Below are 23,472 nucleotides of genomic sequence, written 5' to 3'. Positions count from 1 at the left end.
GGCGTCGAACCGCAGGAGTCCCACGGCCAGCAGCACCGCGACCGTGACGCCGAGCGCGACCAGACGCTGCCCGCGCACTGCGCGCTCGTGAGCGCGCCGCCCGCCTGCCAGGAACCGCCCGTGCGCGATGACGGCCACCCACCAGAGAAGCAGGACGACCTCACACCACACTTGGGCGACCGAATGACGCAAGGGTCCTCTGACACTTTGTGAGAGACGACTCTCATACCGGCTTCGTCCGCGTCCGCTACCGATCGGCGCGGTCCAGACCGAACCGGGTCGCCAGTCGGCGGGTGAGGTCGTCGATGGTCGTGCGGCCGTCGACCGTGGTGACCCGCAGGCCGTGAGTGCGGGCCTGGTGGCGGACTTCGTCGTCCCAGAGCGCGTCGCGGGCGAGGCGTTTGGCCAGGACGGTCTCCAGGTCGTGGTCTCCCCAGTTCGCGCGGGCGCGGGCCGGGTCGGCGTAGCGCTCCCGGAGGACTCTCGCTCGGAAGTCGGAGGTGGGAAGGAGGAAGGCCGCGTGGTCCGGACGGTGCAGCAGCGGTGCGAGGTGACCGGGCAGGACGCCGAAGTAGTCGACCACGATGACGCGGTCGGCCGGCATGGCGGCGAGGTCCTCGGCCACGAAGCCGACGGTCTCTCCGTACAGGCTCGCCATGGACTGGAAGATCTCCCTGGGCGACCGGTCCGCCCACATGGCGCCCGACGGTCCGTTCCACGTGGCGTACATGTGCGGGTGGTGGTCCGGGGTGCACCGGGCCCGCCAGCGGTGCTCGGCGCGGTCGCCGTCGTAGACCCGGACGCCGTACCGCTCCGCCAGGGCCGCGGCCACCGTGCTCTTGCCCGTTCCGGTCCCGCCGGCGAGCCAGCGGACGTGGCCGAGCGCGGTCTCGCCGTTCCTGCGATCCGTCATGAGGTCCATGGTCCCCCTCTGCGGCCGGAATCCGTAGGACGCCGGCCGCGCGAACGGGCGTTCCCGAGCACGCTGATCGCCTCGTGGCGACGGCCCGTCCCGGCTCCTCGGCGGCGGCCCGGCGAGGTCAGATCACCGGGACGGGGTGGCGGCGGACGCGGCCGGCGTCGCCGCCGAGGGTCGCGGGGAGCGCGGCGGTGGCCGACTCGTGCGGCACGCCGAGGGCGACGGCGCTGACCCGGTCGAGGCGGTCGTACTGCTCGCCGGTCAGGTCGAGGTCGAGCGCCTTCAGGTACTCGTCGAGCTGGGCGGGCGTCCGCGGGCCGATGACCGGGACGAAAGCCGTGGCGGCGCGGGCGGCGCGGGCGCGCAGCCACGCCACCGAGACCTGGGCGGCGGTGGCGCCGCTCTCCTCGGCGACGGCGAGGACGGCGTCGAGTACGGCGGTCCGCTGCTCGCTGTCCTCGGCGTGTACGCCGGCGCCCAGAGTGGTCAGCCGGCCCTCGTCGCCGTGCCGGTACTTGCCGGTGAGCAGGCCGCCGGCCAGCGGGGCGTACAGGGCGGCGCCCAGGCCGAACGCCTCGGCCATCGGCAGCAGCTCGCGGTCGGCGGTGCGCTCGGCGAGGCTGTACTCGGCCTGCAGGCCGATGATCGGCGCCCGGCCGCGTAGCTCGGCGACGGTCGCCGCGGTCGCGATCCGCCAGGCGGGGAAGTTGGACAGGCCACCGTGGAGGATCTTCCCGGCGCGGATCAGGTCGTCGAAGGCGGCGACGATCTCCTCGACCGGCGTGAGGGTGTCGGGCAGGTGGACCCAGTAGAGGTCGACGTAGTCGGTGCGCAGCCGTTTCAGGCTCGCCTCCAGCGAACGGACCATGGTCTTGCGGCTGTTGCCCGTCTCGCCGACCCGGGTGTGGCCGGCGGCGCCGCACGTGTACTTGGTCGCGAGCACGAAGTGGTCGCGGTCGGAGCCGAGCAGCTCGCCCAGCAGGGTCTCGGCCTGCCCGCCCTCGTAACGGTCGGCGCTGTCGATGAACGTGCCGCCCGCCTCGGCGAACGTCTCGAAGATCTCCCGTGAGCGCTCCGGTCCGGCGCCGGCGGGTGCGGGGCCGAAGCGGGCGGTGCCGAGTGCGTACTCCGAGACGCGCAGGCCGGTGCGCCGGCCGAAGGTCGTGTAATGCATGAGCCGGTCTTCCTTCCACTGGGGTGACAAACCGGAATCAGATTCCGCCAACCATACCGGAATCTGATTCCGATAAGCTTGGGTCGCAGGCCGAACCGACGCCCACCGGAGGAGGCTCGGGATGGACACTTCGGACTCGGCGCCGCGGTCGGCGGCGTCCGGCAGGCCGCTGCGGGCGCACGCCCTGCGCAACCGCAACGCGCTCCTGACCGCGGCACGCGAGGCGTTCACCGCCGGAGAGATGGACGTGCGGATCGAGGAGATCGCTCGACGGGCGGGCGTCGGCGTCGGCACGCTCTACCGCCACTTCGAGACCCGCGAGGCCCTCATCGAGGCCGTGTACCGCGGGCGCGTGGACGACCTGTGCGCCATGGCGCCGCACCTGCTCGCCACGCTCCCGCCGTACGAGGCGCTCCGTGCGTTCCTGGAGCAGCTCATCGCCCACGCGGTCGAAAGCCGGGGCATGGCGGTCGCCCTGCAGACGCTCATGGACGGCCGGTCGGCGGTCTTCGCGCAGGCCAGAACGGACATGGTCGAAGCGATCGCCACGCTCATGACCGCTGCGGCGAAGGCCGGCGCGATCCGCGCCGACATCGCGCCGCACACCTTTTTCCTGGCCATGGGCGGCATCTGCGCCTCCCACGACCAGCCCGGCTGGGAGAGCGAGGCCCACACGGTCGTACGCCTGCTGCTCGACGGTCTGCGCCACACCGGCGCGGAAGAGGGGTCACGCCCCCCGAAGTGACGTGGCGGCGCGGACGAGTGCGGCGGTGGCCGCCGACCGGGACTGCTGGGGCCACGCGACGGCCAGCACGGCGGGAGGCGCGTCCGGCACGGGCCGGTAGGCGATGCCGGGACGTGGGTACCGGGCGGGCACCGACTCGGGCAGCAGGGTGACGAGGTCGCCGAGCTCGACGAGCTTGAGCAACTGGGGAAGGTCACGGACCCGGTGCCGGGCGGCGACCTCGTCGACGAACCGGTCGACCTCGCCGGGAGGGCCGGACGTGACATCGGCGAGGCTGAGGCTGTCGCGGCGGGCGAGCGGATGCGCCGCCGGGAGCGCGGCGACACGCCGCTCCGTGGTCACCGTCTCGGCGTCGAGGCCGGTGTGGTCGAACGGCTCGTAGAGCAGGGCGGCGTCGGCGTGGCCCTCGCGCAGGAGCCGGGTGTGCTCGCCCCATCCGCACAGCCGGAGCGAGACCGGCCGGGACGCGGGATCGGCGGCGTACCCGGCCAGGATCGGGTCCAGAAGACCGGCGTCGGCGTCGGCCTTGACCGCCAGCACCAGCTTCGGCTCGGGGTCGGCCGCTCGCCGCGCCCGCCGTCCGGCGGCATCCAGGGCGTCGAGCGCGATCCGCGCCTCCGTGAGCAGCACCTCCCCGGCCGGCGTCAGCGCGACACTGTGGGTGGTCCGCTCGAACAGGGTGACGCCCAGCTCCGCCTCGAGCTTGCGGATAGCACGCGACAGCGGTGGCGAGGCGATCCCCAGCCGCTCGGCCGCGCGTGCGAAGTTGAGCTCTTGCGCCACGGCGACGAAGTAGCGCAGCGGCCTGGACTCCACGACCCCCACCTCCGACGGTAATACCCTCAGGGTAACAACCGGGAGCGAACCGATCCTTCAGTTCCGCGTCGTCGTGGCGGATCGTTCACCGGTACCGAGCGCGTCCCTCCCGGGCGCGCATCGTCACCGGAAAGGGAATCGCGACGTGTTCTTCCTGGCGGGAATCACCGGTCATGTCGGAGGAGCGGCCGCACGGCGGCTGCTGGACGAGGGGCACCCGGTGCGTGCCCTGGTCCGTGACCCACGGCGAGCCGCCGAGTGGGCGCGGCGAGGCGTCGACGTCCGGGAGGGCGACCTGGGTGACGCCGCCGCCGTGGCCGGCGCGCTGGAGGGCGTCGACGGCGCCTTCCTCATGCTGCCCCCGGTACTCGCTCCGGCGGCGGGCTTCCCCGAGGCACGGGCCTTGATCGTCAGTTTCCGCGAGGCTCTGCGCAAGGCGCCCCCGCCCCGGCTGGTCGTACTGTCCTCGGTCGGCTCCGAGCGGGAGAAGGGCCTCGGGAACATCACCTCGACCCACCTCCTGGAGGAGGCGGTGGACGACGTGCCGTTCCCCACCGCCTTCGTGCGAGCCGGCTCGTTCCTGGAGAACTACACGTTCGGGCTCGACGCGGCGGCCGCCACCGGCTGGTTCGACACCTTCCTGACGCCGGCCGGCCGTCCCGTGCCGATGGTCGCCACGGCGGACATCGGGGCGGAGGTCGCGCGGTTGCTGACCGAAGACTGGAACGGCCGGAGAATCATCGAGCTCGGCTCTCCGGTCAGCCCGGACGACCTGGCCCGCGCGATGAGCGACGTGCTCGGCCGGCCGGTACGGGCACGCTCGATCCCCCGCGAGCGGTGGACGGCCGCCCTGGCGGCCCAGGGCCTGCCACCCGGCGCCACCGGACCCTTCGAGGAGATGTCGGACGGGTTCAACTCGGGTTGGATCGACTTCGGCGTGCCCGGTGCGGAGCCGGTCGCCGGCCGGGTCACCCCCGCCGCGTTCTTCGAGCAGGCGATGAGGGCGCGAGACGGCCACCGGCCGCCGGCCGGCGCGAGCTGAGGCCGTAGAACCTTTTCGCCCTCGGTTCCGTCTAGGCCGTGAGGAGGTACACATGATCCGAACGGCCCGGGACCGCGAGTTCTCGGATTTCGTCGGTGCGAGCCGGGTGAGTCTGCTCCGCACCGCCTGCATGCTGACGGCGGGCGACCGGCACCTCGCCGAGGACGTCGTCCAGACGGCGCTGGCCAGGGTGTACGTCGCCTGGCCGCGGATACGGGAGAGCGCCGAGGCGTACACCCGCAGGGCCGTCGTCTCGGCCTTCCTGGACGAGACGCGGCGGCCGTGGTGGCGACGGGAGAAGTCGACCGACGAGCTGCCCGACGCGGCCGCGGCCGGCGACGCGTTCGGCGACGTCGACGGGCAACTCGACGGAGGGGCGGTGCGCCGGGCACTCGCGGAGCTGCCGCCGCGAATGCGAGCCGTCGTCGTGCTCCGCCATGAACTCGATCTGAGCATCGAGGACACCGCCTCGGCTCTGGGCTGTGCGAAGGGGACGGTCAAGAGCATGAACGCCAAGGCCCTGGACCGGTTGCGCGCCGCTCTGGCCCCCACTCCGTAGAAAGGAATCTCGATGAACGACGTGCGTTCCCTGCTGTCCGAGGCGGTTCCGCCCGACCTCCGCACCTCCTACCCCTGGCCGGACGCCGAGCCGGACATCGCCCGGGGCCGTGCCCTGCTGATGCGGCGCCGCCGTCGTGTCGCCCTCGCCGGGGGAACCGGCGTGGTCGCCGCCGGCGTCGCCGGGGCCCTCCTGCTGACGGGCGTGCCCGCGGGTCACTCCCACGAGGCCGCGAGCCCCGCCGCCTCGGTGGGGAGAAGCGTCGCCCTGGTCGCGTACGAGGGCGCCCAGCCGAAGGGGTACACCCTCCGGACGATCCCGCAGGGCTGGGAGGTCGCCTCCGCGGACGACCTGAGCCTGATCCTGCACCGGGCCGGCACACCCACGGGCGGTACGTACGAGGACAAGATCGTGGTCCAGGGGGACCTCAACCCGTTCCCCAAGTCCGGCGATCAGGCCGTGGAGGTCAACGGGCACCGGGGGTGGTTCTTCGGCCACAAGGGTCCGGGCTACTCCGTCACCCTCATCTTCCAGACCGATCAGCGGGGCCGGCCCGCCCCCGGCCTCTCCGAGGTTCCGCTGAACGTCATGGTGCAGCTGCCGCACTCGCTCAACTGGAACGTCACCACCATGGTGAAGTTCGCCTCGGGCATCACCGTGGCGAAGGGCGCACGCGGCGCCGTCGGCTGACCCGGCCGCCGCGGGTGGCGGCCCGCTCGTACGAGACGGGCCGCCACTGTGGCGCGGACGGTTACTTGGTCAGGACGCACAGCACGCCGCAGGCGACCGCGGATGACGGATCCGTGGTCGTCGGCGAGGTGCCGGGGGGCGAGTTCGCCGGGACGAACGACGCGGTGACGGTGTTCTTCAGGGGCAGGACGAGCAGGAAGGTCGAGCAGTAGAACCGCTTGGTCTGGTTCACCGCCAGGGTGAACTTGCCGGCGGCCGACTCACACGACGACTCGGTGTGGTCGTTGAGCGTGACCTTCGCGGCGTCGACCGGACCGTTGTTGGTCACGGTGATTCGCCAATAGGCGGTGCCCAGCAGCCCGAGAAGGCCGCCCGGAGTCTGTTTGACCCAGGGGCCGCTGCCGCCATGGCCGCACGTGGCGCCCAGCGTCGACGCGCAGATCTCCTTGTCGACGGTGACGTGGGGCGTGCAGGACGCGCCCGGCGCGATCGCGAGGTCCACCCGGTTGGAGGTCAGGTCGCCGGTGGCATCGGAGCCGGTGGCGGTGTTGGACACACCGGTGACGGTGCAGGTGTCGCCGACCTTCGTCTGGAAGCAGACCTGCGGCGCGTCGCCGCGGTAGGTGACGACGAGGGCCGGGTGGTTCGTGCCGGTGAAGTCGCCGCCGTTCTTCAACACGAGGTGAGTGGACACCTCGATGGTCGGATGCGCCGAGACGGAGATGCCGGACAGGTCGATCGTGCCGTCCGGCGCGAACGAGGGCGTCGCGATCGTGGTGCCGTCGTCGTCGGTGACCGTGGCCGTGGAGGCGGCCAGGTCGACGTGGGACACGTCGATGTTCTCCAGTCGGGCGTTCTGGTACCCCTGGACGTGACCGGACCCGCCGTCGCAGTAGAACCGCGACGGCGTCACCTTGACGTCGGCCCCGCTGTGCAGGCACGGAGTCGTGGCGGTGCCCGGATCCATGGAGAACAGCACGCCGGCGTCACCGAGCCCGAACAGGCATCCGCTGGTCGTGTCGTACGCGTAGCCGTAGTCGCGTGTCTGCCCGCCGTTGACGCCGGGATGCGTCGCCGGCAGCGGGAACCCGGCGCAGGCTCCACCGGCGGTCCAGTCGTGACACACCGCCGCGCCCGTGATGGATCCGCCCCAGATGCCGAAGTAGCTGCGCAGATGCCCGTCCGGTGTCGTGACCGTGTTCGGGCTGAACGCCTGGGCGCCGCTGGACAGACCGTCGAACTCCGTGGGCGCGGCCACCGCCGCGCCGCCGAAGTCGAAGCACGCCGACCTCATCGCCGGAGTGGTGACGGTGGCGCACACGCGGTCCGCGTGGCCGCCGGTGTCGTACCCGGCGTAGACGTTGTAGGTGTACGAGCCGCTGAGGCCGATGTCGTGCGGCGTGGTCCAGCCCGCGCACGAGGCATCGGTGTCCGGGTCGAAGCAGCCGATCGCCGGCGGGTGCGCGCCGGTCGAGGAACTGGTCGGCGACGACGAGATGAAGACCTTGCCGTTCACGGTGACCATCGAGCCGAAGTATTCGTTCCTCGTGGTGCTCGTCTGGTCGCCGTTCGGCGGGACGACCGCGGCGTACGGCTGGCCGGCGCAGGGCGTACGCGAGGCCATCGACAGGCACAGCACCTGACCGGTCGACACCACGCCGTACAGGTTCCCGCCCTGCTCGACGAGGCCGCCGATGTTGTTGACCCGCGACGGCGAGCCGCCGCGGTCGATGAGCGGCCAGTACCCGCAGTTCGCGCGGGCCCCGAGGTCGAGGCAGGCGACGCCGACCGTGGTCGCGGCGAACGCCGGGTAGTACACGACGCCCGCGCGGTCCGGGTCGCGGACGAACTCCTCGGTCGTCGTGGTCCCCAGGTCGGAGGTGTTGCCGCTGCCGAGTGGGCCGGCGGCCGCGTTGATCGGCTTCGGCCAGGGGCCGCCCGAGCACGCCTGGCCGGTGCTCAGGTCGGTGCAGACGGCCACGGCGGCCGGTGCGTTGGAGTGGTGGAAGAGGTTCCACGCCTCCACCTTGCCGTCCGCGCGGTACAGGACCGGCGTGAAGCCGTCGCCGCCGGTCGCGGTGCTCACCGACTGCAGCGGCGGCAGCAGGTCCGCGGAGAGGTTCGTACCGCCCTGTCGCGCGGACGAGGTGGTGGCCCGTACGGCGGTCGTCGCGGCGCCGGAGTCGGAGCCCTGGAAGGTGGTGCCGTCGGTGGACCACGACGGGCTCCAGCCGGGCGGGACCTTGAGGGAGCCGGGCACGTACGTCTGCGCGCCCGTCGCGCCGCTGATCGGGTCGGTGACCGTCGCCGTGGCGGGGGTGGCGGAACCGTTGTCGGTGTAGTCGACCACCCAGTTGATGACGTCCCCGTGGCTCGCCGTCCCGGCGTTCGGATGAGTGACGTTCTGGGCGCTCTTGTGCAGGACCGAGCCGTCGGCGGCGGGCGCCGGCGTGGCACTCAGGCCGACCAGGACACCCGCGACGAGTAATCCGGCGGTAGCTGAGGAACCTATTCGAAAAGCGCGCGACAAAATAGCTCTCCGCATCTGGGAGCTCTCCTTTGAGCGGGGCTGTTCCGGGATGGGACGGGTCCGCCTCGAGCCATGGGGGGAGTTCATCCGGGAAGACCCTCGGCAAATGTCGTCGAGTATCTGAAATTCGACAAGAGCGCTGGCCATGAGCGGTCACGGATCAAGATCGAGTGACTACTCAGAGAAGTCGTCGGCCGGTCCTTATGGTCCGGCCCGGCTTCGCCGAATCGAAATGTGTGCGCCCTATCCGCGCGCGAAAGGACTTCGCCGGAACGCCCGGCCGCCGGGCGGTCGCGATGGTCCGGCGCCGGGTCGTCGATCGGTCGGAACTTCGAGCCGGTAGGGCCGTATTCGTTAGTAGACCGTCGTAATTCGTTCGAGTACTCGAAGGTCACCGGGGTCCGGGGCGCAGCCCGTCGAGGATGAGCCGGGCGATGTGCGCTGAGCGTTCGCGGCTGATCTCCGCGTTGGCGTGGCGGATCGCGGCGAAGGCGCCGGCGACGAGTGCCATCACCTCGTCGACGGTGACGTCGGGGCGAACGGCGCCGGCCGCGTGCGCGCGGTCGAGCAGTCGCGCGACCTGGCGGGTGAGGCCCGCGGCGACGTCCGGGGCCGCGGTGCGCAGGTCGAACTCGGCGGCCACGAGTGCGCTCTTGACCGTCGCGTTCTCGGCGCCCGTGGCGATCATGCGGGACAGCAGCGTGAACAGGGCCGCGGGATCGTCGGTGGCGGCGAGCGCCTCCGCCTCCGTCACGAGCCGCTCGAACCGATCGGTCGCGACGGCGAGATACAGATCTTCCTTGGCCGGGAAGTGCCGGTGGACGGTGCCGGGACCGACGCCCGCGCGGCGGGCGATCTCGTCGAGTGAGACGCCGAGGCCCTGCGTCGCGAACAGCTGCTGCGCGGTCCGCAGCACCCGCTCCCGATTGCGGCGCGCGTCCGACCGCAGCTCGCGGTCGCTCCCGTGGGCTGCCGGAGTGGGGCCGGACGGTCGGCTGGTCATGGCATATCAGCATAACCGGGGCGACGCACCGGATACTCTGAGACGGTAACCGGGGCGGCGCACCGCTTACTGGTCCGGGCCGTCTCGTCCTCACCCAGTCACGAGGAGACCACGCCGATGACCACACGCGACGAGGCGAAGACCCTGGTCCACCGGATGCAGGAGTGTTTCAACACCCGGCGGTTCGACCAGGCCGAGGATCTGCACACACCCGACTTCTTCAGTCATCCGCTGGGCAGCACCGGGTTCGAGGCGGGCAGGGACGCCTGGCGCACACTCGTCGCCCGGTTCCCCCACGTGCGCGTCGTCGCCCAGGACATCCTGGTCGACGGCGACAAGGTCGCGGTCCGGTCGTCGGTCGAGGGGATCGCGACCCCGGACGGCGCCGCGCCGCCGACGCTGATCGAGATCTTCCGCATCAGCGACGGCCGCTTCGCGGAGGCGTGGGGGATCACCGAGGGCCCTGACCCGCGTCTCGGCTAGAGCCTCGCGCCGCGCTCAATGACCAGGGCTGCCGGCACGCCGGTTCCCGCACCCCCGAGGTGCGGGAACCCCGTGGCCTTCCGCGGGCCTGCCGTGCTGGTCGCGCTCGTCTCCTCACTCACTCCACGGACGGCTCGTCCCTCACCGGCCGCTCCGCTCGCTCGTCGGCTCGCCGCACGTGTCCATGGTCGCGCTCGTCTCCTCACTCACTCCACGGACGGCTCGTCCCTCACCGGCCGCTCCGCTCGCTCGTCGGCTCGCCGCGAGCTTGCCGGTCGCGCTCGTCTCCTCACTCACTCCACGGACGGCTCGTCCCTCACCGGCCGCTCCGCTCGCTCGTCGGCTCGCCGCTCAGGTCAGTCGTTGCCGGATTCCAGGGCGGCGTGGTCGAGCAGCTCGTCGTCGGCCGGGACCTCACCGCGGGAGGCGATCGCCTCGGCGCCGCCCTTGGGCATCGCGCCGATCAGGCCCGTCGAGGCCGCCTGAGCGGCGCCGATCAGCATCGGGTGCTGGCTGCCGACCATGCCGAGCCCGGCGTACTGCTCGAGCTTGGCGCGGGAGTCGGCGATGTCGAGGTTGCGCATGGTGAGCTGGCCGATGCGGTCCACCGGGCCGAAGGCGGAGTCCTCGGTGCGCTCCATGGAGAGCTTGTCCGGGTGGTAGCTGAACGCCGGTCCGGAGGTGTCCAGGATGGAGTAGTCCTCGCCGCGCCGCAGCCGCAGGGTCACCTCGCCGGTGACCGCCGTGCCGACCCAGCGCTGCAGCGACTCGCGCAGCATCAGCGCCTGCGGGTCGAGCCAGCGGCCCTCGTACATCAGCCGGCCCAGCCGCCGGCCCTCGTTGTGGTAGCTGGCGAGGGTGTCCTCGTTGTGGATCGCGTTGACCAGCCGCTCGTACGCCGCGTGCAGCAACGCCATGCCCGGAGCCTCGTAGACGCCCCGGCTCTTGGCCTCGATGACGCGGTTTTCGATCTGGTCGGACATGCCCATGCCGTGCCGGCCGCCGATGGCGTTGGCCTCCAGCACCAGGTCGACGGCGGAGGAGAACTCCTTGCCGTTGATCGTGACCGGCCGTCCCTGCTCGAAGCCGATCGTGACGTCCTCGGCGAGGATCTCCACGGCGGGGTCCCAGAACCGTACGCCCATGATCGGATCGACGATCTCGATGCCCGCGTCGAGGTGTTCGAGCGCCTTGGCCTCGTGGGTCGCGCCCCAGATGTTCGCGTCGGTGGAGTAGGCCTTCTCCGTGCTGTCCCGGTAGGGCAGGCCGCGGGCGAGCAGCCACTCGGACATCTCCGTACGGCCGCCGAGCTCGCTGACGAAGTCGGCGTCGAGCCACGGCTTGTAGACCCGCAGCGACGGGTTGGCGAGCAGGCCGTAGCGGTAGAACCGCTCGATGTCGTTGCCCTTGAAGGTCGAGCCGTCGCCCCAGATCTGCACGTCGTCCTCGAGCATCGCGCGGACCAGCAGCGTGCCCGTGACGGCCCGGCCGAGCGGCGTGGTGTTGAAGTAGACGCGGCCGCCGGAGCGGATGTGGAACGCGCCGCAGGCCAGGGCCGCGAGGCCCTCCTCCACGAGTGCCGCCCGGCAGTCGACCAGCCGGCCGACCTCCGCGCCGTACGCGGTGGCGCGCCCGGGCACCGAGGCGATGTCGGGCTCGTCGTACTGCCCGATGTCAGCGGTATAGGTGCACGGCACGGCACCCTTCTCGCGCATCCACGCGACCGCTACCGATGTGTCGAGGCCGCCGGAGAAGGCGATCCCGACACGTTCGCCGACAGGCAGGGAGGTCAGCACCTTGGACATGAGTAGAAGTATGCATACTAATGCATGATCATGCAACACCGGCTTTGGTAAAGAGCCGTGCTCCGCGTCCTCAGGGCCGGCGCTCGTAGCGGAGCATGACGGTCTGCGAGTCGAAGGTCCGCGACTCGACGAGCGTCATGCCGACGCGGTCCTTCGGCTCCAGGAACAGCCGCCGGCCGCCGCCGAGGACGACCGGGTGGATGACGATGCGGTAGTCGTCGAGCAGGCCGAGGTCGGTGAGGGACGCGGCGACCTCGGCGCCGCCGGTCAGCAGGATGTCCTTGCCCGGCCCTCGTTTCAGCTCCGCGACCTCCTCGGCGAGGTTCGCGCCGATGACGCGGGCGTCCCAGGCGGCCTTCTCCAGTGTGCGGGAGACCACGACCTTCGGGGTCCGCCGCCAGTACGGGGCGAACGACCGGGCGTGCTCGTCGGTGGTCTCCGGATCGGCGTCGGCCGTCGGCCAGTAGGCGGCCATGAAGTCCCAGACGACCCGTCCGTACATCAGGGTGTCCACGTGCTCGTTGATCCCGTTGGAGTACGCGAACAGCTCCGGCCCGACGGCCGGCCAGTCGAACTCCCCGTTCGGACCGGCGATGAAACCGTCGATGGACGCGTGGACCCAGTAGATGATCTTTCGCATGACGAGCTCCTCGGCTCCCGTGGCGCCCCGGCGGGGCGCGCCTTCACGGAAGAGTCGGAGCCGTCCCCGCCGTCTTGACATCTCCTGCGGGAGATCGCGAGAAATCCCTCCCGGCCACGACGCGGCCCGCGTGGGGATGCGGTCGCGGAAGACGGGGTAGCAGACCTTGATGCCGGCCGGGAGCTCGCGCATGCCGATCGTCGGCACCTCGCCGATGAGGGCGCCGTAGTACAGCAGCGTGCCGTGGCGCCGCAGGGCCAGGGTCAGCCTTCGATGGCGACCTCCTGCGCCATACGGCGCAGGTCGGGGGAGACGTGGGCCATCTCCTCGACCAGTTCACCGACCACGGCGTACGCGGGGCCGTGGTCGCGGAAGGACCAGCGGGACAGGCTCTCGGCCTCCTGCAGGGTCGACTCGGCCGCCCGCAGATCCATGAGCTGCGCCTGGGCCTGGGCCACGTCGAGCAGGTGGCGGCCGTACATCGCACGCGGGAGGTCCTCCCGGTGCACGGCGCAGGACGCCCGCAGGGCCAGACCGGGCTCGCGCAACAGCGTGTACGCGTGCGTGGCGTGCATCGCCACCTCCGACGGGCCGAACCGTACGTGATAGTCGAGATGCTCGCGGTCGAAGCGACCCGCCGCCGAGCGGGCCAGGCCGACGTAGTCGTGCACCGCGCCCGCTCGCGTGGTCGTGCCGGCGGCGGCCATCGCGGTGAGGATCAGGTTGCCCCACACCGTCAGGCGGCGGAGTTCGGCGGCCCCCAGCGGCGGCTCGGTGTCCTCGGCGATGTGCACGGCGTGGGCCTCGCAGACGCCGGTGAGGTGCTGGTGCAGGAGCGCCGAGCAGTACGAGCCGTGCAGCGCCGTCCACCGGAGCTCGTCGTCCCCGCTCTCGGCGGCCTGGATCGCCTCCTGTGCGGCCAGCGCCGCGAGGTCGGTCTCGCCCAGGCTCGACAGCAGGCGCGCGGCCAGGTGGTGCGCGTCGGCGAGCGGCGCGGCCGCCCGTGGGCCCAGGCCGAGGTACGCGAGACGCGCCTCGCCGATCAGGCCCGGCAGCCTCATCGCCACGTGCGGCAGGTCGCCCGACCAGTACGCGCGCCAGGCGTCGGTGACGGCGTCGCGCAGTTCGCCGACGTCGGGCGCCTCGCCCGCGTCGTCCGGATCGACGCCGGGGGTGGACTCCGGCGCGGTCACGGCGTCGCGTACGGCGCTGTCCTCGGGGCGGGGCCGGCCGAGCAGGCCGGACAGCTCCGTCCTCAGCGTGCCGGCGAGCCTCATCAGCCAGGTCGCACGGGCGGTCTGCCGGCGCCCGTGCTCCAGCTTCTCGATCACGTCGGTGTTCACCCCGGATCGGTCCGCGAGCTCGCGCCGGGTCATGGAACGTTCGTGCCGGAGCAACTTCAGCCGGTCACCGATGGTCGGGGCATCGGACACGATCACTGCACCCCCCGCAGCCGTGGTCACCACCCACGTTACGACCGACCTCCGAGGTTGGCCAGGGGCCTGGAAGCGGGCTGACCTGCGTGTTCACGCGAGAGGTAGGGGTGGCCTCACGGTGTGAAGAACTTCTCCGCCGCCGCCAGAGCGTCCGCGTCGGCGCGGATGTCACCGGGCCGGTCGGCGTACCCCACCAACTCTCCGCCCCACCGCATCCCCAGGTAGTCGGCGGTGAGCCGGAGAGTGCCCAGCAGGGGATCGGCCTTGGCCGGGTCCTCCTCGCTGATCACCGTGATCGCCCACATGGTCCGGCCCCTCATCCGGGCCTTGAAGTCGACGCCGGGAACGCGCAGCCACGGCGACCAGTAGTCGAGGTAGAGCTTGGTGGCCGCCGAGACGCTGTACCAGTAGAGCGGGGACACGATCACCACGTCCGTCGCCGTGACCGTGGCGTCCAGGAGCAGCCGCTCATTGCCGGTCGGCTCGGCGTAGCCGGGACCGCCGGCGTGACGGACGTCGCTGAACGCGGGCAGCGGCAGGTCGTCGAGCCGTATCCACCGCTGTTCGACCTCGGCGGGCAGCCGTGCCGCCGCCTGCCGGGCCAGCGTCTCGGTGTTGCCCTCCGCGCGGGAACTTCCCAGGACGAACAGGAACCTTCGTGCGGCGGCATCGGGCTGGTCGAGGGACATGGCGTCTCCTGGCGCATCGGAGCCTTCCGGGGCGATCCTCGTCAACCGGTGCGCGGGCGCGCTGATTCCGCCCGGCCGCATGCGGCGCCGATTCCGCCATGGGGCGGTACTGATCGTCATCGGACCTGGCAAAAGGGCCTGCGGCGTGGGCGTACGGCGCTTCGGCGGGTGATGACGTCGATCTCCGGGACATACCTACAAGGAGCTCAGATGATCAAGTCGCTCGGCAGGCGCGCCGTGACCGTCACGACGGCCCTCGCGGTCGGGGGTCTCGGCGCCGTCGTGGGGCAGGCACCCGCCCAGGCCTCCGCGTTCTCCGCCGCGTACACCTGCAACATCGGCAACCTCGGGCAGACCGCCGCCGTCCTCAACGGATGGCTCGCCTCGCCCGGCACCACCTTCAACGGCCCGGCCCGGTTCCGCCTGCACATCTCGAGCCTGAGCCTGCAGGCGCCGCTGCCCATCTCCTCCTGGAGCGGGGCGGCGTGGATCAACGTACGGGGCGCGGAGCACTCGACCTTCCAGGTCACCGGGGGCGGCGGGGCCGTGCCGGCCCAGGGCGTGCTCGCCGGCGACATGGTCGGTGACTGGGCGCCGGTCATGGGCGGCACCGACCTGCTGAGCGTCGGCGGCATCGAACTCACCGCCAACAGCGCGGAGGCCGGCAGCGTGCCGGTGCAGTGCGTGCCCAGCGACGCCGCGGTGGCCGAGGTCCTCCGCGTCGCCTCGCCGTACAGCGGGACCTGGGTTCGCCCGGCCGTCCCGATCTTCCACATCGGCGGCTGGTACCACCGGGGCATGGCGCTGCACCGGCCCGTGTGGGTCCGGCCGGGCCACGGGGGGTGGAACCGGCCGGTCGTCCCGGTCATCCCGGTCCGTCCCGGCAACTGGAACCGCCCGGTCCACCCGGGAGGCGGCTGGAACCGGCCCGGTGTTCCGGTCCACCACGGTGGCGCCGGGATGCAGCACCACCACTAGAACGTGAACGGGAAGGGGCGGGCGCGGCGAGCGTCCGCCCCTTCTCCATTGAGACAGAACCGCAATTAGGAATTGCTATACAAATTCAATTAATTGTGCTATGATAGAGCGCTATACGCGTTTTCTGGTGTTAGCCTCCGCGTGTGACGAATTCTCCTCCAAAGGCCACTTCCACTTCCATCGCGGCACGCGATCTGCCGTACGACGACGGCGACGCCCGGCTGCACGGCCGGTTCTTCTGGGACGAGACGCATGACACCCCGCGGCCCGGCATCCTCCTCGTCCACGGCGGCGCCGGCCTTGACGATCATGCGTGTGACCAGGCGCGACGGTACGCGGAGCTGGGATATGCCGTCCTCGCCTGCGACATGTTCGGCGAGGGCGTCAAGGGCGACCGCGAGCGGATCATGGCCACTCTCATGGCGATGCGCGACGACCCGGACCGCCTCGTACGGCGGGCTCAGGCCGGGCTCGACGCCCTCGGCCGGTGCCCCGAGGCCGGCGTGGGCCGAGCCGTCGTGGGCTTCTGCTTCGGCGGAATGGCCGCGCTCACGCTCGCCCGCGAGGGAGCCGGCCTCGCCGGCGCGGTCAGCGTTCACGGCACCCTCGCCACGTCCCGGCCCGCCGAGACCGGAGCCGTCAAGGCGAGGATCCTGGTCTGCCACGGCGCCGCGGACCCGCACGTGCCGATGAGCGACGTCGCGGTCTTCGCCGAGGAGATGAACCGCGCCGGCGCCGACTGGCAGCTCACCGTCTACGGCCGCGCCCAGCACGGTTTCACCCACACGAACGCGGTGCCGGGGTCGGGCGGCGTCGCGTACGACCGCCCCACCGACGAACGCTCGTTCGCCGCCATCCGTACGTTCCTGGCCGACGTGCTGGACTAGAACTTTCTCCGGTCGGCGGTCGTGGGGAAAAGTACGGTCTGCGTCGTCGGGGCGCCGTTAGTATCGCGGCATGCCGTCCATTCGCCGACATCGTGCCATCTCCGGTGGCCATCTCGTCGTTTGCGGCGACACGGTGCTCGCTTTCCGGCTTGCCATTGAACTGTCCGCGCAATACGACCAAGACGTCAATGTCATCTTTTCCCCCAAAGTGCCGGGCCGCGTGCCGAAGGTCCCGCCATCGTCGCGGGTGAGGGTTCTTGAAGCGACGGCGTTGAACGAGGAGGTTCTCCAGGTCGCCCGCGCCGGATCGGCGCGGGCGGTGGCGTTCGTCGGCGCCGATGAGAACGACAACATCGACGCGGCGCTGCGGGTGCAGGAACTGAATCCAGGTGCCCGGCTCGTCATACGCATGTCGGATATGACTCTCGGCCCGTGGATCGTGAGCCTGTTCGACAACTGTGCGGCGCTGTCCGATGCCGCGATGGCCGCACCGTTCCTGGTGGCCGCCGCGCTCGGCCACGAACAGCCGAGGCGCATCGTCGTCGCCGGACGCGCCCTGCACGTCGTCGAGCGCAAGGACCGGCCGGAGCAGGTGCTCTGCGGCCTCGCGGACACCAGCGATCCGGACGGAGGCCCCCGGCTGCTGCCGGCCGACCAGGAGCGGGCCGACCTCCTACTCGCCACCGCCCCGGCGATCGCCGGCCGGACCTTCCGCCATCGGCTGCACCGTCTCTGGAACCGCACCGTGACGCACCGGGACGCGCTCGCCCTGGTCTTCCGCGGCCCGCTGCCCAAGGTCCTGTCGGTGCTCATGGTGGCGGTCGCGGTCGGCAGCATCGCGCTGGGCGTCGCCGCCGGCTATCGATTCCCGCAGGCGGTCTACCTGGTACTCCTGGACATCGCGGGGGCGGCCACCCCGGATCTCACGCTCAACAGCGCGGCGAAGGTGGCTCAGACCGCGGTCACCCTTGCCTCGCTCGGTCTCGTTCCGGCCGTCACCGCGGCGTTCGTCGACGCGAGGTTCCGAGCGCGGGTCGATCCGGTACGGCGACTGACCTACCCGATCAGCGGGCACGTCGTGGTGGTCGGTCTCGGCGAGCTCGGTCTTCGCGTCGCCTCGCAACTCGCCGACCTCGGCGTACTCGTGGTCGGCGTGGACACCGGCGAAGGAGCGGCGAGCAGGGATCTGGCGCGCCGAGCGCGGATCCCCATCGTGTTCGGCGACGGCACGCGGCGGGAGACGCTGAAGGACGCATGGGTCCAGACCTCCCGGGCGGTGATCGCGGCCACGGGCCATGACATCAGCAACGTCAAGGTCGGCGTGCAGGCGCGCGCGATCCGCGCCGACGTCCGCGTCGTGTTGCGGCTCACCGACGACGACTTCGCCTCGCGTGTGTACCGGCGCCTCGACGCCGACCGGGTGGTCGGCACGATGTCGTCCATCACCGTGTCCGCCTTCGCCAGGGCGATGCTGGACCGGCAGGTCCTCGCGACGATCCCAGTGGGCCGGAAGGTGATGCTCATCGCCGACGTGCCGATCGAGCCAGGGTCCGCGCTCGACGGACGCCCGGTGAGCGAGGCCGGCGAGCCGGAGCGCTATCGGGTGCTCGCCGTCCGGCCGCGCGGTCGCATGGACCATGAGTGGAACCCGGAGGACGGATACGTCCTCACGCCGGGCGATTCGCTCGTCGTCGTGGCCACGCGAGACGGCCTCAGGCGGCTCCTCGCCCGCAGTGGGGCGCCGACGTCTCCGGACGGCCGGGACCGAGCCGTCTCCTCCGGGAAGCCGGGCCGGCTCGGCGCCATCCTGCGGCGAGGTCTCCCACGGCGGCGCGGACGTTAGGTGGCCTCGCCCGAACGGATCTCCTCCACCCGGGACGGGGGCGGGTCGGCGTTCCAGTTCAGGCAGGTCGGGCGCCGGCCGGTCTCGACGTACTCGCGGGCGGCGCGGATCGCGGTCGCCGGGGTGACGCGGGCGCGTTCCGGCGGGATGGTGACCGGCGGGCGCTTCGGGTGTTCCTCGACGACCAGCGCCTCGTCCGGGTCGACGCCGGACTCCACGCCCGCGCTGCCCTGCCACGAGACGGCGGCCCGGCCCGCGGACGTGTCGATGTAGATCCGTAGCGGCGCCTGTTCGCGTTCACCCTTGCCGAAGCGGATCGCGACCCCGCGGGGTCCGCCGGTCAGGAGGCGGTCCGCGGCCTCACCGATGACGCTCTCGGCGGTACCGGCGTCGGCGACCTCCCGTGATCTCGTGCCCCACCAGCCCATGAACGACTTCTCCTCGGGGGCCTCCGGCTCCTCGGGGCGCTCGGGCCGTGACACCGATGTGCCCTTCTCCCCGCCCCGACGGTGTGAGGTCGTCACCGCCGGGCCGGCGCCGGCCGGGGCGCTCGGCGCCTGGTCGAGGCGGCTGAGGAAGACGGGGAGTTCGCTCGTGACCCAGCCGAACAGCCCAGCGACCTCGACGAGGCGTTCCTGCGCGAGGAGCAGCGAGCGTACGGCCTGCGCGGCCTGGGGATCACGTGACGCGGTCAGCACGGCGGTCAGGCGCCGCGCCGCCGAATCGAGGAGTTCACCGGCCTCTTCGACGGACTCGCGCGCCTGCGCGGAGAGCTCCATCACACCGACGACCTGTTGCCTGACCTCGCCCGTTAGCGACACGGTCCATTCTCCCACTGCGGCGTCGTCACGTACGTCCCACGACGGAGACACCGGGAAACCTCACATCGGCGGTACGCCTTCACCCCGGCGGGGGATTTCGGGGAATGCATCAGAATCCGACTTTCGAATCCGGATTCCGATCCGCGACCGCGACCGCGTCATCAACGCCCTCCGCGGCCGGCCCGATGCGCAGGCCGTGGTCGCGACTCAGGTCCCCGTCGGCGCGACGGGCTGACCGGCCGGACCTACCGGCCCCCTTCCTCGACGCCCTCGCCTCGCGCGGCGTCGGCTGGACCGTTGAGGAGCGGTCCTGACCGCCGACGCGTCAGGGGAGAGCGGCCCCCGAACGAGGATCGTCACGCCCGGTGTCTGACCTCGTATCGGCGGGCACCGGACGGCGCGAGCCGTCCTGAGGCCGGACCGTCCTCGTACGCGTCGCTACTCGCCGGCCGGCGTGAACACGTGGGGGTACATCAGCTCCAGCCCGCCGGACAGGCCGGTCTTGGCGTTCCGGCTGCGCTCGTCGGCCAGTACCTCGGGAATGCCGGCCTGGACGCCGTCCAGGGCAGCGGCGGCCACGACGGCGGGATCGGTCTTGTCCGCGGGGTCGACGTAGTGGGCCATGTCCGTGTCCAGGTAGCCGACGTGCAGCGCGGTCACGGCGACGCCGGAGGGCGCGAGTTCCTGCCGGATCACGTTGGTCATCGCCCACGCGGCGGCCTTGGCCGCACTGTACGCGCCGTAGTCCGGGTAGTGCACCCAGGACAGGACGGACAGGACGTTGAGAATCGCGCCGCCATTTGCGGCCAGCTTCGGGGCGAAGGCGCGCGTCACCTCCAGGGTGCCGAAGTAATGCGTCTCCATCTCCAGCCGGACGTTGGCCATGTCGCCGTCGGTCAGCCGCGTGTGCGTGCTGATCCCGGCATTGTTGATCAACAGGGTGACGTCCGGGGCGGCGGCCGCGGCCTCGGCCACCGAGGCGGGGTCGGTGACGTCCAGGCGTACCGGGACGACTCCGGGCAGGTCGACCGTCCCGGGGTCGCGGGCCCCGGCGTAGACCTTGGCGGCTCCGCGGGCGAGCAGCTCGGCGGTGAACCTCCGGCCGAGACCGCGGTTGGCTCCGGTGACGAACGCGAGCGAGTTCTTGATGTCCATGATCTCTCCCATTGGGTTGGTTTTTCCAACTTAGAGTGCTGAGTTTGAAAAAGCAACGCAGGGTAGAATCGAGCCATGAACCCCCGTGACGCCGACTACTGCTCGATCGCCCGTGCGCTCGCGGTGGTGGGAGACCGGTGGACCCTGCTGATCCTGAGAGACGCCGACCTGGAGCAGATCACGCGCTTCGAGGATTTCCGTGACCGTCTCGGCATCGCCCGCGACGTCCTCGCCGACCGGCTGGCCGCCCTCGTCGAGGCTGGCGTCATGGAGAAGCGGCCGTACCGCGAGCCCGGCCGCCGGACCCGGTACGCCTACTACCTGACGCCGGCGGGAGAGCAGTTGCGGCCGATCCTCGGTGCGTTGCAACAGTGGGGTGACGCGCACCGGCCCCCGGCGGTCGGCCCGACGGTCGCCCGGCGCTCGGCCCGCGACGACCGGCCGCTCCACGTCGCGTTCGTCGACGACACCGGCAGAGAGGTCCGGCTCGACGACGTCAGGTTCACGCCGACCGCCTCCTACCCGGCCTGAGTCCGGGTAGTCGCGTCGCGTACCCGCGAGCCCACGGAACCATGCCCGGCCATCGCGGCGAGTCTGTTCCGGGCCAGGGACCGGTAGCGGCGGACCGGCTCGCGCCGGTGGCCCGGCTCGTCGTCCCGCGGCGTCGGTCAGCCGGCGTGGGACCGGCGGGCGCGGTAGTGGTCGCGGACGTCCTGGCGGAGCAGGTGGCCGAAGCCCGCGTTCTCGATGCGGCGGCCGAGTTCGGGCTCGGTCACGCCGAGCGCCGCGGCCGTGCCGGGCAGGCTCCAGTCGTTCGCGGCGAGGACGGTCAGCAGGTGGCCGCGCCGGACCTGGTTCTCCGACAGCCGGAACGTCTTCAGGTACGCCACCTGTCCGCTCTCGTCGGTGATCAGCTCGCCGATGTGGTTGTCGCGCCGCCGTTCGAACGGCGGCAGGAACCGCGACAAGCGGTACGGGCCCAGCTCGTACACGTGCTCGTAGGTGTAGTCCGCTCCCAGCAGCCCGCCCGCCATGACCTCGTCGTGGAAGGCCGTCCACTCCTCCCGCTGCCGGGCCGCCTCGGCGCGCAGGTCCGCGAGCGAGCGCACGTTCGCGTCCGCGATGCGCGCGCCGAAGTCGGGCACCGGCATGCTCAGCATCGCGTAGTGGTAGATCAGTTCGCCGTACAGGTCGAGGAGCAGAGTGCCGTGCAGGGCGCGGTAGTCGGCGGGACGCGGGACGACGAAGGCGGAGGCGAGGGCGTCCGCGACGTACAGGAGCACCCCGCACTGGCCGGCGTGGATCTCGAAGACGCGGAGGGCGTCGTCCAGGCCCCGCACCACGGCGCCGGTGTAGGCCTCCTCGACCCGGGGCGAGAGTCCGTGACTGATCGCGCGGTGCGACCACTCCCGCCACGCGATCTCCGGGCCGCCGAAGTGCAGCGCCAGGTACCCCTCCAGGGCCAGGTGCAGCGGCAGGAACCGCAGACGGTTCTTGGCCACGCGGCGTGCCATGCGCCGGTGGAACCGCAGCGCCATCCGGTCGGGCGTCCGCGTCCGTTCGGCCGGGCTGAGGAGCTGGGTCCCGTACGCCGCCGCGGGCGCGTCGTCGCCCCACGTCGCCACGTACCCGTGGGGGATGTAGGACCAGTAGTCGGTCCGCGCGTCGACCGCGACGACCCCGAAGTCGGCGTCGTGGAGCCGGACGTCGAGCCGCAGGTCCTCGATCGGCGTCTCGCGGACCAGCGGAACGAGCCGTACGCCGCCCCAGACCTGCGCGGGACGGGTGGTGAGGCCGGCCGGTTCGATCACGTGTCCTCCCCGAGGAAGGCCGCGACGCGGCGGTCGAGGTGGGCGCGGAGCTCGGGCAGCCCGGTGCGTCCCTCCGCGAACCGGGCCAGCTCCGTCAGCGCGACCAGATCCTCGGCGTCGCGGATGCCGGCCGTCGGGACGACCGGGGTCAACCGCCGTACGTCGAAGCCGTCGGCGTCGTAGACGGGGTTGAGGTGCACGACGCCGCAGGTGTGGCCGGGGTCCAGCCGGGTGCGCCAGACCCGCAGCACCTCTCCGGCCAGGCCCGGCGGCGCGTTGTCCCACCCGTCCGAGACGATGACGAGCCGGTCGGGGCCGAGGTCGAGCCCGTCGAGGACGCGTTCGCCGAGCGGCGTCGCGCCGTACGGGTGGACGAGCAGCGCGTCGTCGCGACCCGACAGCCACAGCGGCGTGTAGTCGGCGGCGAGCGCCTCCAGCAGGAAGTGGCACGCGAGCGCGACCGCGAGAGGGCGGCGGCGCTTGGTGCCCGACCCGTAGGCCGAGAAGCTGTCGTCGAGGACCGCGACCACCCTGCCCCAGCGTCCGGCCTGGTCACCGGCGGTGCGCCTGGCGGACGCACGCAGCGCCTCCGTCAGCTCGCCGCGGCGGCGCGCCCGCTCGTCCAGCGAGAGACCGAGCACGTACGAGGCCAGGCGGGTGAGCGGCATGGTCGTCAGGTCGGCCCGTACGGCGCCGGCTCCGCGTTCGCGCGCGGACTCCTGCAGGCGCAGCCGTTCGAGCCGGGTGAGCCGGGGCGCGATCCGCTCCAGGAACGCGGCGCGCGGGATCCGGTGCTTGGCGGCGAAGCCCTCCGCCACCGTGTACGGGAGCGCGTAGAGCGCGGTCTGGTCGTAGTGGGCCCGGCGCCAGGTCTCCAGGATCGGCGTCGTGTAGGCGGCCGGCCGCCGGAACGCGAACAGGAACGGGCCGAGCTCGCCGTCCGGCCGCAGGTGCGCGTGGCGTACGGCGTCCTTCACGGCGCCGCGGTACTTGACCGCGTCGAACGCCGGGTCGGGGCGCGCGGCGAGCCAGTCCCGCATGATCGCCCGGGTACGGCGGTTGTTGACCCTCGCGCGGCGCAGCTCGCGGAACAGGGCGTACACCCGCTGGGGCGGAAGCAGCTCCAGCCGCCGCGCGATGAGGCGGCCCTCGGCCCGTCGCTGCTCCGCGTCGGCCTCGGCCGCGGTGACCAGCAGGTTCCGTACGATCAGCGCGGCGTTGTGGTCGTTGATGTCGAGCGCCAGCGTGGCCGCGTACAGGTCGCGGTAGTTGACGAGCAGGTAGCGGTGCAGGAAACCGAGCGAGAGGCCCTGTTCCTCCGCGCCGGAGTGGAACTCGCGCTGGCCCGTGGAGGTGATCGCCGCGTTGACGAACAGCAGCACGTCGTCCGCGGCGATCAGATCCGCCATGGTCTCGATCGGAATCCCCCCTCAGACGCCGGAGCCG

Annotated in this window: 22 protein-coding genes; 9 read left to right on the top strand and 13 right to left on the bottom strand. The window is 71.8% G+C overall.

The window, feature by feature from the left end; all coding sequences use genetic code 11:
• Positions 1-247: 247 nt before the first annotated feature.
• Both QSK37_RS15685 and QSK37_RS15680 read right to left on the bottom strand, forming a co-directional pair.
• Entirely contained in the window at positions 248-913 is a 666-nt protein-coding gene (locus QSK37_RS15685; protein WP_285621131.1) for a nucleoside/nucleotide kinase family protein, read from the bottom strand.
• Between the two features lie 127 nt (positions 914-1,040).
• Positions 1,041-2,093, bottom strand: a complete 1,053-nt coding sequence (locus QSK37_RS15680; RefSeq protein WP_285621129.1) for an aldo/keto reductase — start codon at positions 2,091-2,093, stop codon at positions 1,041-1,043.
• Positions 2,094-2,214: 121 nt separating this feature from the next.
• Here QSK37_RS15680 and QSK37_RS15675 point away from each other — a divergent pair, with 121 nt between their 5' ends.
• Positions 2,215-2,838, top strand: a complete 624-nt coding sequence (locus QSK37_RS15675) for a TetR/AcrR family transcriptional regulator (RefSeq protein ID WP_285621127.1) — start codon at positions 2,215-2,217, stop codon at positions 2,836-2,838.
• On the opposite strand, the gene QSK37_RS15670 is transcribed toward QSK37_RS15675, so the two are convergent.
• Complete coding sequence (locus QSK37_RS15670) at positions 2,821-3,654, bottom strand: LysR family transcriptional regulator (RefSeq protein ID WP_285621124.1); 834 nt, start codon at positions 3,652-3,654, stop codon at positions 2,821-2,823. The genes QSK37_RS15675 and QSK37_RS15670 overlap by 18 nt on opposite strands.
• Positions 3,655-3,799: 145 nt before the next feature.
• On the opposite strand from QSK37_RS15670, the gene QSK37_RS15665 reads away from it, so the two are divergent.
• Genes QSK37_RS15665 through QSK37_RS15655 form a run of 3 tightly spaced genes read left to right on the top strand, consistent with a single transcriptional unit; the run spans position 3,800 to position 5,945 of the window.
• Positions 3,800-4,696 (top strand): NmrA family NAD(P)-binding protein, encoded by an 897-nt coding sequence (locus QSK37_RS15665; RefSeq protein WP_285621122.1) that lies wholly within the window; start codon positions 3,800-3,802, stop codon positions 4,694-4,696.
• 52 nt (positions 4,697-4,748) lie between these two features.
• The gene (locus tag QSK37_RS15660; RefSeq protein ID WP_285621120.1) at positions 4,749-5,255 is read left to right on the top strand and encodes a SigE family RNA polymerase sigma factor; all 507 of its coding nucleotides are present in this window, start codon (positions 4,749-4,751) and stop codon (positions 5,253-5,255) included.
• 12 nt (positions 5,256-5,267) lie between these two features.
• Positions 5,268-5,945 (top strand): hypothetical protein, encoded by a 678-nt coding sequence (locus QSK37_RS15655; RefSeq protein ID WP_285621118.1) that lies wholly within the window; start codon positions 5,268-5,270, stop codon positions 5,943-5,945.
• 61 nt (positions 5,946-6,006) lie between these two features.
• Here the strand turns inward: QSK37_RS15655 and QSK37_RS15650 are convergent, their stop codons facing one another.
• Complete coding sequence (locus QSK37_RS15650) at positions 6,007-8,490, bottom strand: DUF7617 domain-containing protein (protein ID WP_285621117.1); 2,484 nt, start codon at positions 8,488-8,490, stop codon at positions 6,007-6,009.
• A 376-nt stretch (positions 8,491-8,866) separates the two neighbouring features.
• Entirely contained in the window at positions 8,867-9,478 is a 612-nt protein-coding gene (locus tag QSK37_RS15645) for a TetR/AcrR family transcriptional regulator (protein ID WP_285621114.1), read from the bottom strand.
• Between the two features lie 117 nt (positions 9,479-9,595).
• Here QSK37_RS15645 and QSK37_RS15640 point away from each other — a divergent pair, with 117 nt between their 5' ends.
• On the top strand, positions 9,596-9,961 hold the full coding sequence (locus tag QSK37_RS15640) for an ester cyclase (protein ID WP_285621112.1): 366 nt from the start codon (positions 9,596-9,598) through the stop codon (positions 9,959-9,961).
• Positions 9,962-10,317: 356 nt separating this feature from the next.
• Here the strand turns inward: QSK37_RS15640 and argG are convergent, their stop codons facing one another.
• The 4 genes from argG to QSK37_RS15620 all read right to left on the bottom strand — a co-directional run bounded on the left by argG (position 10,318) and on the right by QSK37_RS15620 (position 14,531).
• The gene (gene argG / locus QSK37_RS15635) at positions 10,318-11,766 is read right to left on the bottom strand and encodes an argininosuccinate synthase (protein WP_285567932.1); all 1,449 of its coding nucleotides are present in this window, start codon (positions 11,764-11,766) and stop codon (positions 10,318-10,320) included.
• A 70-nt stretch (positions 11,767-11,836) separates the two neighbouring features.
• On the bottom strand, positions 11,837-12,406 hold the full coding sequence (locus QSK37_RS15630; protein WP_285621110.1) for a dihydrofolate reductase family protein: 570 nt from the start codon (positions 12,404-12,406) through the stop codon (positions 11,837-11,839).
• A gap of 263 nt (positions 12,407-12,669) precedes the next feature.
• On the bottom strand, positions 12,670-13,839 hold the full coding sequence (locus tag QSK37_RS15625; protein WP_285621108.1) for a helix-turn-helix domain-containing protein: 1,170 nt from the start codon (positions 13,837-13,839) through the stop codon (positions 12,670-12,672).
• Positions 13,840-13,955: 116 nt separating this feature from the next.
• The gene (locus tag QSK37_RS15620) at positions 13,956-14,531 is read right to left on the bottom strand and encodes a flavodoxin family protein (protein ID WP_285621107.1); all 576 of its coding nucleotides are present in this window, start codon (positions 14,529-14,531) and stop codon (positions 13,956-13,958) included.
• Positions 14,532-14,741: 210 nt separating this feature from the next.
• Between QSK37_RS15620 and QSK37_RS15615 the strand changes: the two genes are divergently transcribed.
• From QSK37_RS15615 to QSK37_RS15605, 3 genes are all read left to right on the top strand, one after another.
• Positions 14,742-15,509 (top strand): hypothetical protein, encoded by a 768-nt coding sequence (locus tag QSK37_RS15615; RefSeq protein WP_285621106.1) that lies wholly within the window; start codon positions 14,742-14,744, stop codon positions 15,507-15,509.
• 143 nt (positions 15,510-15,652) lie between these two features.
• Positions 15,653-16,396, top strand: a complete 744-nt coding sequence (locus QSK37_RS15610) for a dienelactone hydrolase family protein (RefSeq protein WP_285621104.1) — start codon at positions 15,653-15,655, stop codon at positions 16,394-16,396.
• A gap of 70 nt (positions 16,397-16,466) precedes the next feature.
• Entirely contained in the window at positions 16,467-18,239 is a 1,773-nt protein-coding gene (locus QSK37_RS15605) for an NAD-binding protein (RefSeq protein WP_285621102.1), read from the top strand.
• Here the strand turns inward: QSK37_RS15605 and QSK37_RS15600 are convergent.
• Both QSK37_RS15600 and QSK37_RS15595 read right to left on the bottom strand, forming a co-directional pair.
• On the bottom strand, positions 18,236-19,060 hold the full coding sequence (locus QSK37_RS15600) for an Imm1 family immunity protein (RefSeq protein ID WP_285621101.1): 825 nt from the start codon (positions 19,058-19,060) through the stop codon (positions 18,236-18,238). The genes QSK37_RS15605 and QSK37_RS15600 overlap by 4 nt on opposite strands.
• 438 nt (positions 19,061-19,498) lie before the next feature.
• Positions 19,499-20,215: an SDR family oxidoreductase gene (locus QSK37_RS15595; protein ID WP_285621099.1), complete on the bottom strand. Its 717-nt coding sequence runs from the start codon at positions 20,213-20,215 to the stop codon at positions 19,499-19,501.
• A gap of 75 nt (positions 20,216-20,290) precedes the next feature.
• Here QSK37_RS15595 and QSK37_RS15590 point away from each other — a divergent pair, with 75 nt between their 5' ends.
• A complete protein-coding gene (locus tag QSK37_RS15590) occupies positions 20,291-20,746 on the top strand; it encodes a winged helix-turn-helix transcriptional regulator (RefSeq protein WP_285621097.1) in 456 nt (151 codons plus the stop codon).
• A 137-nt stretch (positions 20,747-20,883) separates the two neighbouring features.
• On the opposite strand, the gene QSK37_RS15585 is transcribed toward QSK37_RS15590, so the two are convergent.
• Both QSK37_RS15585 and QSK37_RS15580 read right to left on the bottom strand, forming a co-directional pair.
• Positions 20,884-22,026 (bottom strand): ARPP-2 domain-containing protein, encoded by a 1,143-nt coding sequence (locus tag QSK37_RS15585; RefSeq protein ID WP_285621095.1) that lies wholly within the window; start codon positions 22,024-22,026, stop codon positions 20,884-20,886.
• The gene (locus QSK37_RS15580; protein ID WP_285621093.1) at positions 22,023-23,435 is read right to left on the bottom strand and encodes a hypothetical protein; all 1,413 of its coding nucleotides are present in this window, start codon (positions 23,433-23,435) and stop codon (positions 22,023-22,025) included. The genes QSK37_RS15585 and QSK37_RS15580 overlap by 4 nt, the downstream gene beginning before the upstream one ends.
• Positions 23,436-23,472 lie beyond the last annotated feature (37 nt).

This window comes from Actinoallomurus iriomotensis, from assembly GCF_030269445.1.
Taxonomy (GTDB): Bacteria; Actinomycetota; Actinomycetes; order Streptosporangiales; family Streptosporangiaceae; genus Actinoallomurus; species Actinoallomurus iriomotensis.
Note: the sequence above shows the minus strand (reverse complement) of the source record. Positions and strands in the feature narration are given on the sequence as shown.